Raw genomic sequence first — 15,324 nt, forward strand, 5'->3', positions numbered from 1 at the left:
TCCTTTTCAAAATAAGTGGAAAGCCCCGACATACAGATGTCAGGGCATGCTATTTAATTGTTGTTTCCTTTTAATTTGCAACTTGACTTTGAACTTCTTCTATTATTTGTTCTGGTGTTGTTTGCCCGATTGCTAAATCTTGTCCTCCCCGCATAAAGATATCAGCGGTGGTAATATCGACTGCATTATCAAACCAAGGGGCTGTTTCGGAGGAATCTAAAACAATTTGGTATGCCTCGTAGCTCGTTGGGTTTGCATTTTCTTCCGTTACCCCGCCTTCAATCGCATTTAACTGTCCGTCTACTTCTGTGAATTCAGCAGCTGTTTCTTCAGAAGTTAAGAATTTTAAAAATTCTTCAGCTTCTTTTGGAGCATTTTCGCTTAACATCCAGCCTTCTGGAGCACCAGTTAAGGAATCAGCACTGCCATTTCCATCGGTTACTTCTGGAAAATTAAAGAACCCAAAATCCACATCTCCCGCATCTTCTACCATTAAAATTTCTGCAAATTGCATGTAAAGGACAGGTACTTCACCGGCAGAAAACATATTACGTGCAGCTTCATGATCGATTGCTGTGGAAACTTCGCCCATATAGGTAGTCAGTTCTTGAAAGATTTCCAACCCTTTAATATAACTTTCATCTGTAAATGCCGCAGTTTCTGGATTATAGTCTTGTGCTAAGATTTCCGGTTCTACTACACGGTGAAAGATAGTTCCCATATAATGTGAGATTGCCCAAGCATCTGTTAAACCTTCCACAAGCGGTGTCTCATAGCCTGCTGCTTGCAGTTCATCAAGAACTTCAATGAATTCATCATAAGTTTCAGGCACATCGACGCCTGCTTCTTCAAAAATTTTCTTATTGTAGAAAAAGGCTTTTCCATCAATGGTAAATGGTATACCATACGTTATGTCATCAAAGGTGAACCCTTCGTATTGTGATTCAATAATTTTATCGCTCCAATCCGGGTCACTTTCAATCAGATCAGTTAATGGTTTGATTCTGCCCGAACTAACAAGGTTTTCAGCAAAAGTATCAGACCAGGAAGAAAAGATGTCTGGCAGGTCATCGTTTGAAACAAGAACACGTACTTTCTCTTTATAGGAATCGTTCAGAACCGAATCAACGTTAATTTTTACGTTTGGATTGGCTTCTTCAAATTCTTTAATTTTTTGATCATAGAAAGATTTTCTTGGTTCATTTGGCCAACGATGAAAGAAGTCAATAACTACTTCATCCCCGCTTGATTCCGCGTCATTGGAAGAGTTAGAACCACAAGCAGCCAGGATGCCAGTGAGTAATAATACGGCTATTAGACAACCAATTCTTTTTTTCATTCTCTCGCCCCATTTTTATACTAGATTTTTAACAGATAGTGTTTTGAGAAAAGATAAAAATATATTATTTTTATCTTTTCTCAAGCATTTTATTCTTAATATTCCATTTTCCACATATAACGTCTCACAGATAGAGGATGACCGGTGTGTTCAGCTAATCCGTCTGCATAAAGGCGTAGAACAGGACCGGATAAAGCGCTTCCAAAATAATCTTTTAAGTCCGGATCAATACCATCGTATTCTAACTCACGAATATCAACAACTTCCACTTTATCACTGAACTTCTCAGCAAAATCTAATGCTCTTAAATCAAGTGAAGTACTTGGTCCTTCACCAACAACCAGCAAGAAAGGAACATCATAGTCTGTTACTTCAAATGGACCATGGAAGAATTCACCGGCATGTATTGCATTTGAATTAATCCATAGCATTTCCATTAACAGGCAGCTAGTGAATGAATATGCCTGATGATAGTAAACACCACTTGCCATTGTATAAATTAATTTCTCACGTTTATGCTTTCTTCCAAATTGATCAGCAGCTTCTTTGAATTTTTCCTGATTTTTTTCAATTAAAGAGCCAAGGTTTTCAAGCTGTTTTTCTGCCCGCTTATATTTTTCATTACCTGTAATTAATTTAAGTATTCTGAAAAGAAAAGTGTAAAAAATACCAAGTTCACCATCAATCACATCTGAACCATCTTTATAGTTGTAATGAAGGATGTGCTCTGCATTCTGGCAAAGTGGTGATTCTACTTCCATAGAAATCGCAATGGTTAATGCACCTTTTTCACGGGCGAATGAAGCAGCTTCAACAGTTTCGGGAGTTTCCCCGGAATGTGAACGTAAGATAACTAAGCTATTTTCACCCAATGCTTTTGGTGAACGATGAATAAATTCGTTAGATGTATAGACAAATGCCGGTACTGCAGTATCTTTGGAAATAAAGTATTCACCAGTTGATAATGATGCCATCGATCCGCCACATGCTACAAAGAATATATTGTCGATTTGTCTTTCTTCAATTGCTTTAATTGCTTTTTGAATCTGTTCCACATGTTCTTTTTTCATAAATAAAATTCCTCCTCTTTTTTGCACATTTGTAATGTGACCGTTTACCAAAAACCGTAAATTACACCTCCTTAATTTATGATGTAATATAACATCATGTTGTTTAAATATTACATCATATGACGTCATATGTAAATAGATAAATTTAAATTTTCTTAAAAATTATTTTTTGAGAGTAATAATTGTAAAAATATTCATTGAAAGCTGCTATATAGGAGATGATGCCAGTCAAAAAATACAAGAGGGGTTGAAGTTAAACCAAATAAAGCTTTAGCAGTTTTTTTATAAAATAGAAGAGGAAATGCTATAATTTAAAAGAGGAACAAAAGCTGAAATGTAGAAAAGAAACAGGAGGAAATAAAAATGACACAAGCATGGCATCAGCATAAAATGCGCGTACAATACAAAGACACAGATCAAATGGGAGTAGTTCATCATGGAAACTATATTACCTGGTTTGAGGTTGGCCGGACAGAGTGGATGAGACATTTTGAAATGTCCTATCATGCTCTTGAAGAACAGGGGCTGCTTTTACCAGTATTAGATGCAAGTGCGGTTTATAAAAGTTCAGCAAGGTTTGATGATTTGGTTGTATTATTTACACGCATTGAACAATTTTCACCAATCCGTTTGGCTTTTGAATATGAAGCCAGGAGAATTACAGAGGAGGATTGGGAAGCAAATGGAACAGTGAGCGCTACGATAGATGAGCCTTACGGTAAGTTGCTGACAACAGGAAAAACAACGCATATGTGGGTGAATGAAGCATGGAAGCCTGTAAAGCTTCGGAAGACCCATCCGGAGATTTATGAGCAAGTTAAAAGGATTGCTGAGTAGAATAGAATGGCAGAGATGAGAGAAGGGAGAGGGCAGGATGATATACGATGTTATTATTATTGGTGCCGGATCTATGGGGATGTCAGCAGGCTATTATTTAACGGAATCTGGTCAGAAGGTGGCACTGGTTGATTCTTATGACCCTCCTCATGATGAAGGGTCGCATCATGGAGGTACAAGGCTGATACGGCATGCTTATGGAGAAGGTGGTAATTATGTACCGCTGGCATTACATTCACAAAAACTTTGGGAAGAGTTGGAAGAGAAAACGGAAGAGCGGATATTTTCAAAGACAGGTGTCCTTAACTTTGGTTTAAAAGGTAATGTATTTTTAGATACTGTTCAAAAATCAGCTGAGGAATATAACCTTCCTTTAGAAGTGATGACAGCAAAAGATATCAATACACGCTGGCCGGGATTTCAATTACAGGATGAAATGATTGGTTACTTTGAGAAAAATTCAGGTGTACTGTTCAGCGAAAATGCTGTTCGTACCTATCGGGCGTTAGCAGAACAAAATGGTGCAGATTTATATACAAACAGTCGCGTACAAGCTATCGAAACAGAAGCTGATCAAGTTACTGTAAAATTAACAGATGATGAAGTCAAAGGCAAAAAACTGCTTATCTCCGCAGGAAAGGGTACTAATCAAGTGACAAGGCTGCTCGATATTACTTTGCCAATTACCCCTGTTCGTAAAACATTCTCCTGGTTTAAAGCAGGAGAAGAAACGAATTATGAAGAAGGAGTATTTCCTGGCTGGGGGCATATTGATGAGGATAGTACATATTATGGTTTTCCGAGCATCGATGGAACAGGTCTGAAAATAGGCAGGCATGATGGAGGAAATCCAATAGATAATCCCGGAGAATTGGAACCATTTGGGACGTTTCCAGAAGATGAACAAGAAACACTTTCTTTCGCGCATAAGTATTTTTCTGAGGATATTGAACGGAAAGAGGGAAGGGTGTGTACGTACACAAATACACCGGATGAAGATTTTATTATCGATTATTTACCAGGCTATGAAAATATTATTGTTGCATGCGGTTTTTCCGGTCATGGTTTTAAATTCAGCAGCGGTATTGGTGAAAGTTTAACAAAAATGCTAATGGATAAAAAGACTGTTGTAAGCTTAGAGAGCTTTCGTTTAAATCGATTTGATAATCAATAATAATAGAAAAGGTATAACCTCATAGATGGTGTGTGTATACCTTTTCTAATTGTTAAACAGGTTGGATTGATGCGGGAATAATAGAATTTAAAGGAGAAGAAAGATGCTTGAGCTTGAATTACTGGATTAGGTGATAATCGGAATTATTAGCGGCTTTTTCGTTTTGCAGAATATTGGAGATGAATGGTTGAAGCCGATGATTGGTTTGATTGTATTAATAATGATTGCACTAAACTTAATTTGGCAAAAGCTAGGAGTCCGTTTTAATGAGATGCTGCCAAATTCGTTTCTGTTTATTGTTTTTATAGGGGTGCTCGGCGGCTTGAATCTTATTTTTAATTGAAAATATTTGAGAAGCTGCTTCCATGGATTTTTAACATGAATAAATAGTCTGCTGGATAATATTATATAAATGTAAAAATATTTCAATTTAATATAGACATAATTATCAGAGTTTTGATATGATATAGACCATCTATTATTTTTTAAAAGATTAGGAACTCAATGTGGCTTCCATTGATTTCACTCTTCTGAAATATTAGATTGAATTATTTGAATTTTTACGATAAGAAGCCATTGACGAAAGTATTTTTAGGAGGATTTGAAAGTGAAGATTTTAGAAAGAATCAGTAGTATTGCAGGAAACACATTTGCTGTTTGGGTAATCCTGTTTGCGATTATCAGTTTCCTATTTCCAAGCGGATTTACCTGGATTGCACCGCATGTGAGTATCTTATTAGGAATTATTATGTTTGGAATGGGATTAACACTTACGCCTCAAGATTTTAAGGATGTATTAAAAACTCCTAAAAGTGTATTTATCACTGTACTTGCACAATATATTATTATGCCGCTGCTGGCATATGGATTATCTATTGCTTTTCAATTGCCGCCAGAGGTTGCAGTAGGTGTGATTCTGGTAGGGTGTGCACCAGGCGGGACCGCATCTAATGTAATTACTTACTTAGCAAAAGGAAATACAGCTCTGTCTGTATCCGCAACAACAGTGTCTACATTACTGGCTCCGGTTTTGACGCCGGCTTTAACACTTTTATTAGCGAACCAATGGATGCCGGTTTCTTTTAAAGAAATGTTTTTTCAAATATTGCAGGTTGTACTTATTCCAATTATTTTAGGGTTTGTCATCCGCTTATTATTTAGTAAACAGGTCGAAAAAAGTATTTCTGTATTGCCGCTTGTTTCCGTTATTGGTATTGTTGCAGTTGCCGCAGCAGTAGTATCCGTAAATAAGGATGCAGTTGCAACATCAGGATTACTCATCTTTGGTGTTGTTGTGCTGCATAATCTATTAGGCCTGTTACTTGGGTTTGGTGCTGCAAGACTCTTTAAATTAAGTTTTTCAGATCAAAAGGCAGTATCCGTTGAGGTTGGTATGCAGAACTCGGGACTTGCTTCTACATTAGCATTAACATTCTTTTCTGCTACGCCAATTGCTGCTGTACCAAGTGTTATCTTCAGTATATGGCATAATATTTCCGGACCGATCCTTGCAACGTACTGGGCAAAATATGATGAAAAGAAGAAGAATACTTAACAAGAAAGTCTCTGGAGATAGGAACAGCTATCTGCCAGAGACTTTTTAATGCATTAATTGATTCATTTCCTGTTTGGATAATCTTTCTCCATAAAGTGTTACCTTTCCACTTGATATTGCTTTTACAGGAATTTGCCCATCTATTAGTGCGCTGCTTGGAATAATGGAGGGAATTGGATTCATTATTTGCTTTCCTTCTATATCATAAAAAAGATAACCTTCTTTTTCATCAATTATAAAAGAATTGACCTTGATATTTGGAGAGATTAGCAATGTTAATTTATCTGTATCATTCCAGATTAATTTTACCAGCATTTTTTTCTTGCGTTTCTTTTCAACAAATACTTTCCACTCTAATATAGAGATACTTTCCTGCTGCATATTGATACAATGCCCCCTATAATCTTGATTCATCTGTAAATAAAATCTATAGAAACAGTTTAACAGATTTTATTTATTTTTACTTTAAAACCTAACTTTTGCCATAACTATGTGAAAAGGAAAGGATTTCTGAAGATTTCCGAGTTTAAAGATATTAAGTGATGGGTAAAGACTTAAAATCACAGAATTCACTTGTTTTTTCAGAAATATGGGTTAATAGTGAATTTTTAATAAAAATGGAATTTTGTTATACTTAGAGTTATCCATAGAAAACAAAATCAAATATTAGGGGGTAATTTTGGATGTTTAGCAAAAAGAAAAATTGGATTTTTATGCTGGCACTTATTTCATTATTCGTTTTAGCTGCATGTGGCAGTGATGATTCTTCAGGAAATGAATCGGAGGCGGAAGATGGGGATTATGATTTGAATGAATCGTATACAGTGGTAGCCGATAATTCCTTCGTACCGTTTGAATTTATGGAAGATGGAGAGTTAGTTGGTTTTGATATTGACTTAATTACGGCAATTGCCGAAGAAGCTGGATTTGAAATTGATGGTAAGATTCAAACAACGAATTTTGATGGTATTATTCCTGGCTTGCAGACCGGGCAGTTTGAAATTGCTGTTGCTGGAATAGGTATTACTGAAGAAAGAAAACAAACTATTGATTATAGTGATCCTTATTATGAATCCGGTCTTACTATTGCTGTACAACAAGATAATGAAGATATTAATAGCATAGAAGATTTAGAAGGGAAAACGGTTGCAACGCGATTAGGTTCTACAAGTTCACAATTCCTTGAGGAAACCCTGGAGGATAAGACTATTGATACGTATGAGCAGCTGGACCAAGTGTATATGGCTGTTGAAAATGGTAGTGCAGATGCAGTTTTATATGACACTCCAAATGTAGAATACTATATTGCAACAACAGGTGATGGACTGAAAACAGTTGGTGACAACTATCAAGCAGAGGAATACGGGATCGCGATTTCAAAAGGAAATGATGATTTAGTAGCAGCGATTAATGATGCGCTGGCTACATTGCAAGAAAATGGGACATATGATGAGATTTATGATAAATGGTTTGGCAATGAAGAATAATCTAACTTGAAGTAAGATGATTTATTTGGTTGTAAGTAAGATGAAAGGAAACTTCTTGCTATGAGAGCGGCAGATTTGGAGGACTTAATTTGAAATATTTAAAATGAAAAATCATTATAAGATGATTTATCGCTGCTCTGTAGAAGAAGTATCAATATATCTGTTAACCAAGAATCGTTGATACAGTTGACTTTACTGGAAAATAAGGAGCTGGCAATCAATGCGCGGCTCCTTATTTTATTGATTAGAGAGGTGAGGAAATGTTTAATTTTAGTCGGGTGATTGAATTTTTACCGCAATTAGGAACAGGTTTATACTATACACTATTAATTTCTGTTGTTGGTTTACTAATTGGATTTATATTAGGAGCTATTTTTGGTTTAGGAAGAATTTCTAAAAATAAATTTTATTCAATTATTTCATCTGTTTATGTGGAAGTTATCAGAGGCACACCGGTGCTTGTTCAGGCAATGTGGATTTTCTTTGCACTTCCGATTATTACAAAATATAATATGGATTCAATTACTGCCGGTATTGTTGTTATCGCTATTAATTCAGGAGCTTATATTGCGGAAATTGTCCGCGGAGCTGTTGATTCTATTGATAAGGGCCAAATGGAGGCAGGCCGTTCTTTGGGGCTGAATAAGCACCAAACCATGCGCTATATTATTTGGCCGCAGGCATTTAAACGGATGATTCCACCGTTAGGGAATCAATTTATTATCAGTATTAAAGATACCTCTTTGCTATCCGTTATTTTAGTACCGGAATTAATGTTCCAGGGCAGGTATATTGCATCGAATCATTTTATTGCACTGGAAATATACACAACCGTAGCCATATTCTACTTAGTAATTAATTTTAGTTTATCTTTACTATTGCGCTACACTGAAAGAAGGTTGAAATACTAATGATAACTGTACAGGATTTACACAAAAGCTTTGGAGATAATGAAGTTTTAAAAGGTATTAACTGTGAGGTGGAAGAAAAAGAAGTGGTATGCGTTATTGGACCGAGCGGATCAGGTAAAAGTACTTTTTTACGTTGTTTAAATTTATTAGAGGATATCACAAGTGGAGATGTTATTGTTGATGGTTATAATTTAAAGGATAGGACAACGGATATTAATATGATTCGCACCGAGGTGGGGATGGTATTCCAGCAATTTAATTTATTTCCGCATAAAACTGTGATTGAAAATGTAATGCTTGCCCCCCGGAAAGTCCGTAAGATTTCTGTGCAAGAGGCAAGAGAGCGAGGGGAAGCTTTATTGGAAAAGGTAGGTCTTGCAGAGAAGGCAGATCAATACCCGGCACAATTATCAGGGGGACAGCAGCAGCGTGTAGCAATAGCACGTGCACTTGCCATGGAACCCAAGCTGATGCTGTTCGATGAGCCGACTTCAGCACTTGACCCGGAGCTTGTTGGAGAAGTGTTAGAGGTAATGAAGCAATTAGCGAAAGAGGGGATGACCATGGTTGTGGTGACGCACGAAATGGGATTTGCCAGAGAAGTTGCGGATAGGGTGCTGTTTATGGATGAGGGTATTATTATGGAAGAAAATACGCCGGAAGTCATTTTTACAAATCCGAATTCGGAACGGACAAAGAACTTTTTAAATAAAGTTTTATAATGTAGGGTTAAGCAGGTTTATGGAATAGATAGGATTCTGTATACCTGCTTTAATAATTAGAAAATAGGGTTTTAAGGATAACGGAAAACCTCTTTTTATTTATTAGGAAAAAGCATATAATTACGGTAATTGATTGTGAATCATTAAATTTATTTCATTTAGTCATTAAAAAAATGTATGGAACAAGTGAAAATGCCGTATATAATCAACTTTTTCTAGCGATGATTACCTTCTGCCTGACCCTGTTAATGAAAATCAACTTAGGCTACCGGGGAACCCTGCTGGAAATGTTGAACTGGATTCGTGATTATTGGACGAAATCCATGGAACAGTTTATTTCCAACGTATTCAAGGAACCAGGACATACATCTAAAGACCGACGAAGGCTGGAACACGAGCGCATATTTGAAGAAACCTTAGAACAATATGAAACAGGAGAAACTGGGCATTTAGATGATTTAACTTTAAACTCAATTATTTAAAGAGTATATAAAATTCTGGAAATGGATGAAGGGCTACCTTTAGTGCCTATTGTCTTTTTTTAATAAAATATTGTTTATATCTGAAGATTACAACAATAAATCAGAATTTACAAACCATATTACTTGCTTAAGTATTTATTTTTTTATGCAACGCTAGTGGAAAATTATAGAATTATTTTCTTGTGGATAACTATTTATAGAAAAACAGCCGTGTCCAGCTCTGAGCGCCAAAAACTAGGGAGCTAACACGTGAGCGCTCTGCGCTTTTGTTCTGTATTGAATGAATTATTTCATCTATTTCCTGTTTGGATAATCTTTCCCTATAAAGCGTTACTTTCCCATCTGATATTGCTTTTACAGGAATTTGTCCATCTATTAATGTGTTGCTTGGAATAATGGATGGAATTGGGTTTATTATTTGTTTAGGTGATTTTATCCTTATAGATACAATTATCAAAATACTCATATAAGTGCTAATTTTACATTGACTTAATCTTCAATCATTGCTAATATGTTAAAAAGAGTGAACGTTCACTCTCTTAGGTGATGATAATAAAACCTTCTTTCTAAAAGTAGTATATATCCAAATATATGATGACACCGAATGAAATGAGTCGTATAAAATAAAAGGAGGAGATTGTGTGAGTAGAACGATTTCAATGGATGATTTACCGTTAAGCAAGTTTCATATAAAGGTTGCAATTTATACTACGGGTGGGAAATTTTGTGACGGATATATTTTGGGAGTTATTGCTATTGCTCTAACATTATTAGGTCCTCAACTGGAGTTAAATGCTTTTTGGTATGGATTAATTGGAAGTTCAGCATTAATAGGTCTTTTTCTGGGGAGTTTCTTTTTTGGATGGTTAACAGATAAAATTGGTAGAAAGCCAATCTATCTAACAACCATAGCCTTGTTTGTTTTCATCTCCATATTGCAATATTTTGTTTCATCACCGGAACAATTATTTATTCTTCGTTTATTGTTGGGGTTTGCGATAAGTGCTGAATATGCAACGGGGGCAACGCTATTGTCGGAGCTGATTCCCAGGAAACAGCGTGGTACGATTTTAGCCTGTTTGAACGCAATGTGGACAGTGGGTTTCGTGTTTTCTGTTATTGTCGGCTACGCAATGCTTCACTTTGGGGGAGAAGAAATTTGGCGTTGGATATTGGTGAGCAGTGCGATGCCGGCCTTTTTACTACTTATGTTGCGATTGGGTTCAGCGGAGTCTCCGAGGTGGTTAATGAGTAAAGGCAGGGTCGATGAAGCAAGGGCTGTTGTTGACAAATATTTTGGCAGTCATGTCCGTATAGATAATCTAGTAATGGAAGAAAATAAGAAAACAGAAGTGAAGGAAATATTTAGTAAAAAATATAGAACAAGAACGGCATTTGCAGGGTTATTCTGGTGCTTGCATGTCTTACCTTATTTTGGAATGATGACCTTTTTGCCAGTTGTGTTTGCCAGCCTTAACTTGAATGATGAGTTTTTAGGAACCTTGATTTCAAATTTATTTCAGTTAGCGGGTGCTGTAGCAGGTGTTGTCATTATGGATAAAATTTCAAGAAGAAGCTTTGTTATTTATTCATTTTTAATTTTGGCCGTATCAATCGGGTTGCTTGTGGTTATTCCAAACCCTTCGTCTTTCATTATAGTAGGAAGCTTCTCCATTTATGTTTTTGCAGCTTCCGCTTCGGGCAATTTGCAAACGGTATATCCAAGTGAGATGTTCCCTACCCATATACGTTCAACTGCAGTAGGTTTTGCTACAATGATTAGCCGAATCGGTGCAGCAGCGGGGACTTTCCTTCTGCCGATAAGTATAGATGCACTGGGTATTCAAATAACAATGGCAATTTTAACAGGTTTGTTGCTGATTGCGTTATTTATTTCAATCAAATGGGCGCCGGAAACGCGTAATATATCTTTAGAAAAAGCAGCTAATGTTTCCGTTTCCTAATTAAACATAATATACAAGGAGGAGTATAAATGACAAGTAATAATGTAGCAGTAATTGGTATTGGAACGATTGGTAGTATGACGCTCTGGCAGTTAGCGAGACGGGGGATTAAAGCTGTCGGTTTTGAACAATTTGGAATTGCTCATGATCGATCAGCCGCTGGCGGGGAATCACGGATGTTCCGAACCGCATATATGGAAGGACCGGAATATGTTCCATTACTCAAGCAGTCACGCGAACTATGGGAAGCATTAGAGGATGAAACAGGTTATAATCTATTAACGTTAAATGGCGGGTTGATGATTGGCCCAAAAGATTCTACTAGAATGAAAAATGTGATTCAAAGTGTCAATGATTTTGATATAGATTCTGAAATTTTGGATGCAGAACAAGCGCATATCCGTTTTCCACAGCACAAGTTCAAGCCTGATGATATTGTCTTGCTTGATCATGAAGCTGGTTATATTCGTCCTGAGCTTGCTGTATTTGCAGCAGCTGAACGAGCCGAACAGCTAGGTGCGGTAATTCATCGTCATGCAAAAGTAGACAGTATTGAGGAAGTGGATGGGGCGGTGAAGGTTGTTGCCAACGGTAAGAACTACGAATTTGATCAAGTTATTGTGACAGCTGGTCCTTGGACGACAAAACTATTTCCTGAATTAAAGCAAAATTTGAAGTCGAGGAAGATCGTGATGACCTGGTACCCTACAGACAAACTAAGTAACTATAAACCGGATGCTTTTCCGGTATTCGGGAGAATATCTGATGACATACAATTCTTTGGTATTCCAACTTTAGAAGGGACTATGGTTAAAATAGGAAGTGTTGACACATTTGGAGAAGTGGATCCGGATAATATTTTGCGAGATGTAAAGCTTTCTGAATTAAAACAGATTAATAAAGCTGTTCAAAACTTTTTCCCGGAATTAAGATCAGATCCAATGAGGATCAGTGTGCACATGGATGGTTATACAACGGATGAACATGCGGTTGTGGGGGCTGTCCCAAAGCATAATAAAACATTTATCATGGGTGGATATTCAGGACACGGATTCAAATTAGCCCCTGTTATGGGGGAGATTGGAGCCGATCTGATTGAGGACGGAAGAACAAAATTTGATATTTCCCACTTGGACCCAGCTCGTTTTATGAAAGGGGAATAAAACGAGGCTGAGACTGGGACAGGGACAGAAGAAATGATTTAATCTAGAAACATATTCCTGAAGCGGATATTCACACGATTTGTGTTCAGAATTTGTTAGATCAAAATACTTCTGTCCCATTCTTATAACTTTTTGGGAAAAGGAGTTGAGTCAATGGATGCAAAAGTAGGGGTAGTCGGTGTTGGAACGATGGGGAGTATGGTTATGTGGCAGTTGGCTAGAGCTGGAATAACATCCGTTATTGGTTTTGAACAGTTTAACATTGGGCATGACCGTTCTGCTGTAGGCGGAGAATCCAGAGCTTTTCGGACAGCTTATTTAGAAGGAAGTGAATATATTCCCCTTTTAATAGATTCGTATCAGCAATGGCGTGAATTGGAGCAGGATACAAATGTTGACCTTCTTACATTAACTGGCGGATTAACAATTGGAAAATCAGAAGAAATAACAATGAAAAACATGATTCAATGTGTTCATGATTTTGATTTAGATCACGAGATATTGGATTGGAAGCAAGCAAAAACATATTATCCTCAGCATATGTTAACATCGGATGAAATAATAATTCTGGACAGGAAATCAGGGTTTCTGCGTCCGGAGCTGGCGGTTCTGACAGCAGCCAGACGTGCAGAGGAACTGGGGGCTGCAATTTTAAGGAACACTCCTGTAGAATCTATTGAACCTCATTCGGCAGGGGTGCGTGTCCATGCAGGGGAAAGAATATATGAGTTTGAAAAGGTTGTTGTAACTGCTGGTCCTTGGTTAAATCGATTATTGCCAATATATAATGATTATTTTGAAGTGAATCGTCTGTTATTATCTTGGTTTACTTCCAAGAATATAAAATCGTTTTATCCTGATCAATTTCCCGTTTTTGTCCATTTAACAGATGGCATAGATTTATTTGGTGTACCAACTGTAGATGGTAATACTGTAAAGATTGCCAAGGTTAGTTCCGGCGGGGAGGGGCCAGTGGCGAATCCGGATGCTATGAACCGAAATGTGCAATCGGAGGATTTGGAACAAATTATTCAAGGGGTAAAAAAATATCTTCCAGAATTAATCCCTGAGCCAATTAGAGTAACAGCCTATATGGATGGTTATACGAAAGATCATCATTCACTCGCAGGATATGTACCTAAACAGGACAATCTTCTGGTATTTGGCGGCTTTTCCGGTCACGGCTTTAAGCTAGCGCCAGTTATGGGGAAAATTGCTTTGGAATTACTGAAAACTGGAAGTTCAAGCTATGCAGTCCAACATTTAGATCCAAATAGATTTTTAGAATGAGCTGCTATTAAAAAATAAGCTTGTGGAACCCTTAAAGGATTCTGCAAGCTTACTTTCTTTTTTTTATATAACTGTACATTAAAATAATTATTGAAATAGGCCACCTTATTACTTCGTTTTTCCTGATAAAATTTGAATAGAGTTCAGAATAAATTCTACTTTTTCTTCGTTGGTTAATTGTTCATTTTTTCCTATTCTCAGAAACGTACGGAATCGTTTTTCGTGGTAATCGGAAACCAGGGAATAAAGGAAAAGTAAAAAGTAATTATCTAACAGAAAAGAAAATGATTTTTCATCAATATTCAATTGAATTTCATTTCTTTTTTTGGCTTCCTTAACCATTTCAAGCACATAAGAACCAGATTCCATGAAATTATCATGTAATTCTTGAGAAAACTTTTCCATATTGTTAGACCCGAGGTTAGCATAAACTTTTATGTAATTAGGATACTTCATATGGAGCCTTTCAATTTCTTTTAAATATGAATGGACTGTAGCGAGGAATGATTCCTCAATATGCTTATGTTTTCTGTATAAGTGCGAGACTAAAATGTGCTGGCATCGGTTTAATACAGTGAGAAATAATTTTTCTTTATTTTTAAAGTACTTATAAAGGGCACCATTTGAGATGTTTGCTTTTTGGCAAATCTCTTTTACGCCTGCCCCATAATATCCTTTATCTGCAAAACATTCCGTTGCAACATCTAAAATATGTAATTGTTTTTCCTCAGGTAATCTTGTAAAGGCATTCAATGGGAACTCACCTCCTCCTTAACTATAGAATATCATAGAATATTAAAATCTGTATATGTAATCCGAATTTGTTACATTTATAAGTTCAACTTATATAGATAAAGAGGAACCTTTTTATTTCCGGTTAAAAAGCGTATACTAAGCTTTAATACAAAGTTGTTTCATTGGACAGGGATCCTTCCGACTGCAACGAATACATGGCTGGATGTTATTTTTATGTTAATGGGGATTTGTATTATGGGCTTTGGCGGGGGAATGTACAATGCTGCTGGTGTTGGTTCCGGGCCTCGTGACGGCTTTATGCTTTCTATTGCAGATAAATTAGGAGCTCCGATCGGCAGAGTGAGAATTATAACAGAGTGCAGCGTGCTGGTGCTAGGGTTAATTATTGGCGGGCCTGTGTTTATTTTTACATTTGTGTTTACTTTCATTCAAAGTCCTATATTCCAGGCTACATATCTAAAGCTGGGAGATTTTGTATTAAAGATAGAATATAATCAAAATGAGAATAGAAAGAAAAAGCATCTCTCATAAAAGTTGAAATGAACATATGTAAAGTAAATGCAGTAAAACAGTA

General features: G+C 36.7%; 17 protein-coding genes. 12 read left to right on the forward strand and 5 right to left on the reverse strand.

All coding sequences use genetic code 11. The features are described 5' to 3' along the window. Positions 1-70 precede the first annotated feature (70 nt). Together IEX29_RS06370 and IEX29_RS06375 are read right to left on the reverse strand one after the other, a co-directional pair. Complete coding sequence (locus IEX29_RS06370) at positions 71-1,339, reverse strand: ABC transporter substrate-binding protein (protein ID WP_188733627.1); 1,269 nt, start codon at positions 1,337-1,339, stop codon at positions 71-73. Between the two features lie 95 nt (positions 1,340-1,434). Continuing rightward, positions 1,435-2,409 (reverse strand): SIS domain-containing protein, encoded by a 975-nt coding sequence (locus tag IEX29_RS06375; protein ID WP_188733628.1) that lies wholly within the window; start codon positions 2,407-2,409, stop codon positions 1,435-1,437. 363 nt (positions 2,410-2,772) lie between these two features. Here IEX29_RS06375 and IEX29_RS06380 point away from each other — a divergent pair, with 363 nt between their 5' ends. The 4 genes from IEX29_RS06380 (at position 2,773) to IEX29_RS06395 (ending at position 5,975) form a co-directional block, all read left to right on the forward strand. Then, entirely contained in the window at positions 2,773-3,246 is a 474-nt protein-coding gene (locus IEX29_RS06380) for an acyl-CoA thioesterase (protein ID WP_188733629.1), read from the forward strand. A 37-nt stretch (positions 3,247-3,283) separates the two neighbouring features. After that, entirely contained in the window at positions 3,284-4,420 is a 1,137-nt protein-coding gene (solA, locus tag IEX29_RS06385; RefSeq protein WP_188733630.1) for an N-methyl-L-tryptophan oxidase, read from the forward strand. Between the two features lie 130 nt (positions 4,421-4,550). Beyond that, a complete protein-coding gene (locus IEX29_RS06390; RefSeq protein ID WP_229720120.1) occupies positions 4,551-4,763 on the forward strand; it encodes a hypothetical protein in 213 nt (70 codons plus the stop codon). A gap of 264 nt (positions 4,764-5,027) precedes the next feature. Further along, positions 5,028-5,975 (forward strand): bile acid:sodium symporter family protein, encoded by a 948-nt coding sequence (locus IEX29_RS06395; RefSeq protein ID WP_188733632.1) that lies wholly within the window; start codon positions 5,028-5,030, stop codon positions 5,973-5,975. A gap of 45 nt (positions 5,976-6,020) precedes the next feature. Here IEX29_RS06395 and IEX29_RS06400 read toward each other — a convergent pair whose 3' ends face one another. After that, positions 6,021-6,356, reverse strand: a complete 336-nt coding sequence (locus IEX29_RS06400) for a hypothetical protein (RefSeq protein WP_188733633.1) — start codon at positions 6,354-6,356, stop codon at positions 6,021-6,023. 302 nt (positions 6,357-6,658) lie between these two features. Between IEX29_RS06400 and IEX29_RS06405 the strand changes: the two genes are divergently transcribed. The 4 genes from IEX29_RS06405 to IEX29_RS06420 all read left to right on the forward strand — a co-directional run bounded on the left by IEX29_RS06405 (position 6,659) and on the right by IEX29_RS06420 (position 9,577). Further along, the gene (locus tag IEX29_RS06405; RefSeq protein ID WP_188733634.1) at positions 6,659-7,462 is read left to right on the forward strand and encodes a transporter substrate-binding domain-containing protein; all 804 of its coding nucleotides are present in this window, start codon (positions 6,659-6,661) and stop codon (positions 7,460-7,462) included. 260 nt (positions 7,463-7,722) lie between these two features. Then, the gene (locus IEX29_RS06410; RefSeq protein WP_188733635.1) at positions 7,723-8,373 is read left to right on the forward strand and encodes an amino acid ABC transporter permease; all 651 of its coding nucleotides are present in this window, start codon (positions 7,723-7,725) and stop codon (positions 8,371-8,373) included. After that, positions 8,373-9,095, forward strand: a complete 723-nt coding sequence (locus IEX29_RS06415) for an amino acid ABC transporter ATP-binding protein (RefSeq protein ID WP_188733636.1) — start codon at positions 8,373-8,375, stop codon at positions 9,093-9,095. Before IEX29_RS06410 ends, IEX29_RS06415 begins: the two co-directional genes overlap by 1 nt. Before the next feature lie 173 nt (positions 9,096-9,268). Further along, positions 9,269-9,577, forward strand: a complete 309-nt coding sequence (locus tag IEX29_RS06420) for a hypothetical protein (RefSeq protein ID WP_188733637.1) — start codon at positions 9,269-9,271, stop codon at positions 9,575-9,577. A 190-nt stretch (positions 9,578-9,767) separates the two neighbouring features. On the opposite strand, the gene IEX29_RS26615 is transcribed toward IEX29_RS06420, so the two are convergent. Further along, positions 9,768-10,043, reverse strand: coding sequence for a hypothetical protein (locus IEX29_RS26615; protein ID WP_229720121.1), 276 nt, complete (start codon positions 10,041-10,043; stop codon positions 9,768-9,770). A 175-nt stretch (positions 10,044-10,218) separates the two neighbouring features. On the opposite strand from IEX29_RS26615, the gene IEX29_RS06425 reads away from it, so the two are divergent. From IEX29_RS06425 to solA (IEX29_RS06435), 3 genes are all read left to right on the forward strand, one after another. Further along, complete coding sequence (locus IEX29_RS06425; protein WP_188733638.1) at positions 10,219-11,541, forward strand: MFS transporter; 1,323 nt, start codon at positions 10,219-10,221, stop codon at positions 11,539-11,541. Between the two features lie 29 nt (positions 11,542-11,570). After that, on the forward strand, positions 11,571-12,704 hold the full coding sequence (gene solA / locus IEX29_RS06430; RefSeq protein WP_188733639.1) for an N-methyl-L-tryptophan oxidase: 1,134 nt from the start codon (positions 11,571-11,573) through the stop codon (positions 12,702-12,704). 153 nt (positions 12,705-12,857) lie between these two features. After that, positions 12,858-13,994, forward strand: a complete 1,137-nt coding sequence (gene solA, locus IEX29_RS06435; RefSeq protein WP_188733640.1) for an N-methyl-L-tryptophan oxidase — start codon at positions 12,858-12,860, stop codon at positions 13,992-13,994. A gap of 108 nt (positions 13,995-14,102) precedes the next feature. On the opposite strand, the gene IEX29_RS06440 is transcribed toward solA (IEX29_RS06435), so the two are convergent. Beyond that, complete coding sequence (locus tag IEX29_RS06440) at positions 14,103-14,747, reverse strand: TetR/AcrR family transcriptional regulator (RefSeq protein WP_188733641.1); 645 nt, start codon at positions 14,745-14,747, stop codon at positions 14,103-14,105. A 156-nt stretch (positions 14,748-14,903) separates the two neighbouring features. On the opposite strand from IEX29_RS06440, the gene IEX29_RS06445 reads away from it, so the two are divergent. Beyond that, positions 14,904-15,281: a DUF6198 family protein gene (locus IEX29_RS06445; protein ID WP_308423624.1), complete on the forward strand. Its 378-nt coding sequence runs from the start codon at positions 14,904-14,906 to the stop codon at positions 15,279-15,281. The last annotated feature ends 43 nt before the right edge of the window (positions 15,282-15,324 follow it).

Source organism: Oceanobacillus neutriphilus (assembly GCF_014645515.1).
GTDB lineage: Bacteria > Bacillota > Bacilli > Bacillales > Amphibacillaceae > Oceanobacillus > Oceanobacillus neutriphilus.

Excerpts from the sequence above, each read along its gene's own strand:
- IEX29_RS06370 (WP_188733627.1), bottom strand. The coding sequence starts at position 1,339 with ATGAAAAAAAGAATTGGTTGTCTAATAGCCGTATTATTACTCACTGGC.
- IEX29_RS06375 (WP_188733628.1), bottom strand. The coding sequence starts at position 2,409 with ATGAAAAAAGAACATGTGGAACAGATTCAAAAAGCAATTAAAGCAATT.
- IEX29_RS06380 (WP_188733629.1), top strand. The coding sequence starts at position 2,773 with ATGACACAAGCATGGCATCAGCATAAAATGCGCGTACAATACAAAGAC.
- solA (WP_188733630.1), top strand. The coding sequence starts at position 3,284 with ATGATATACGATGTTATTATTATTGGTGCCGGATCTATGGGGATGTCA.
- IEX29_RS06400 (WP_188733633.1), bottom strand. The coding sequence starts at position 6,356 with ATGCAGCAGGAAAGTATCTCTATATTAGAGTGGAAAGTATTTGTTGAA.
- IEX29_RS06405 (WP_188733634.1), top strand. The coding sequence starts at position 6,659 with ATGTTTAGCAAAAAGAAAAATTGGATTTTTATGCTGGCACTTATTTCA.
- IEX29_RS06410 (WP_188733635.1), top strand. The coding sequence starts at position 7,723 with ATGTTTAATTTTAGTCGGGTGATTGAATTTTTACCGCAATTAGGAACA.
- IEX29_RS06415 (WP_188733636.1), top strand. The coding sequence starts at position 8,373 with ATGATAACTGTACAGGATTTACACAAAAGCTTTGGAGATAATGAAGTT.
- IEX29_RS06420 (WP_188733637.1), top strand. The coding sequence starts at position 9,269 with ATGTATGGAACAAGTGAAAATGCCGTATATAATCAACTTTTTCTAGCG.
- IEX29_RS26615 (WP_229720121.1), bottom strand. The coding sequence starts at position 10,043 with ATGAGTATTTTGATAATTGTATCTATAAGGATAAAATCACCTAAACAA.
- solA (WP_188733639.1), top strand. The coding sequence starts at position 11,571 with ATGACAAGTAATAATGTAGCAGTAATTGGTATTGGAACGATTGGTAGT.
- solA (WP_188733640.1), top strand. The coding sequence starts at position 12,858 with ATGGATGCAAAAGTAGGGGTAGTCGGTGTTGGAACGATGGGGAGTATG.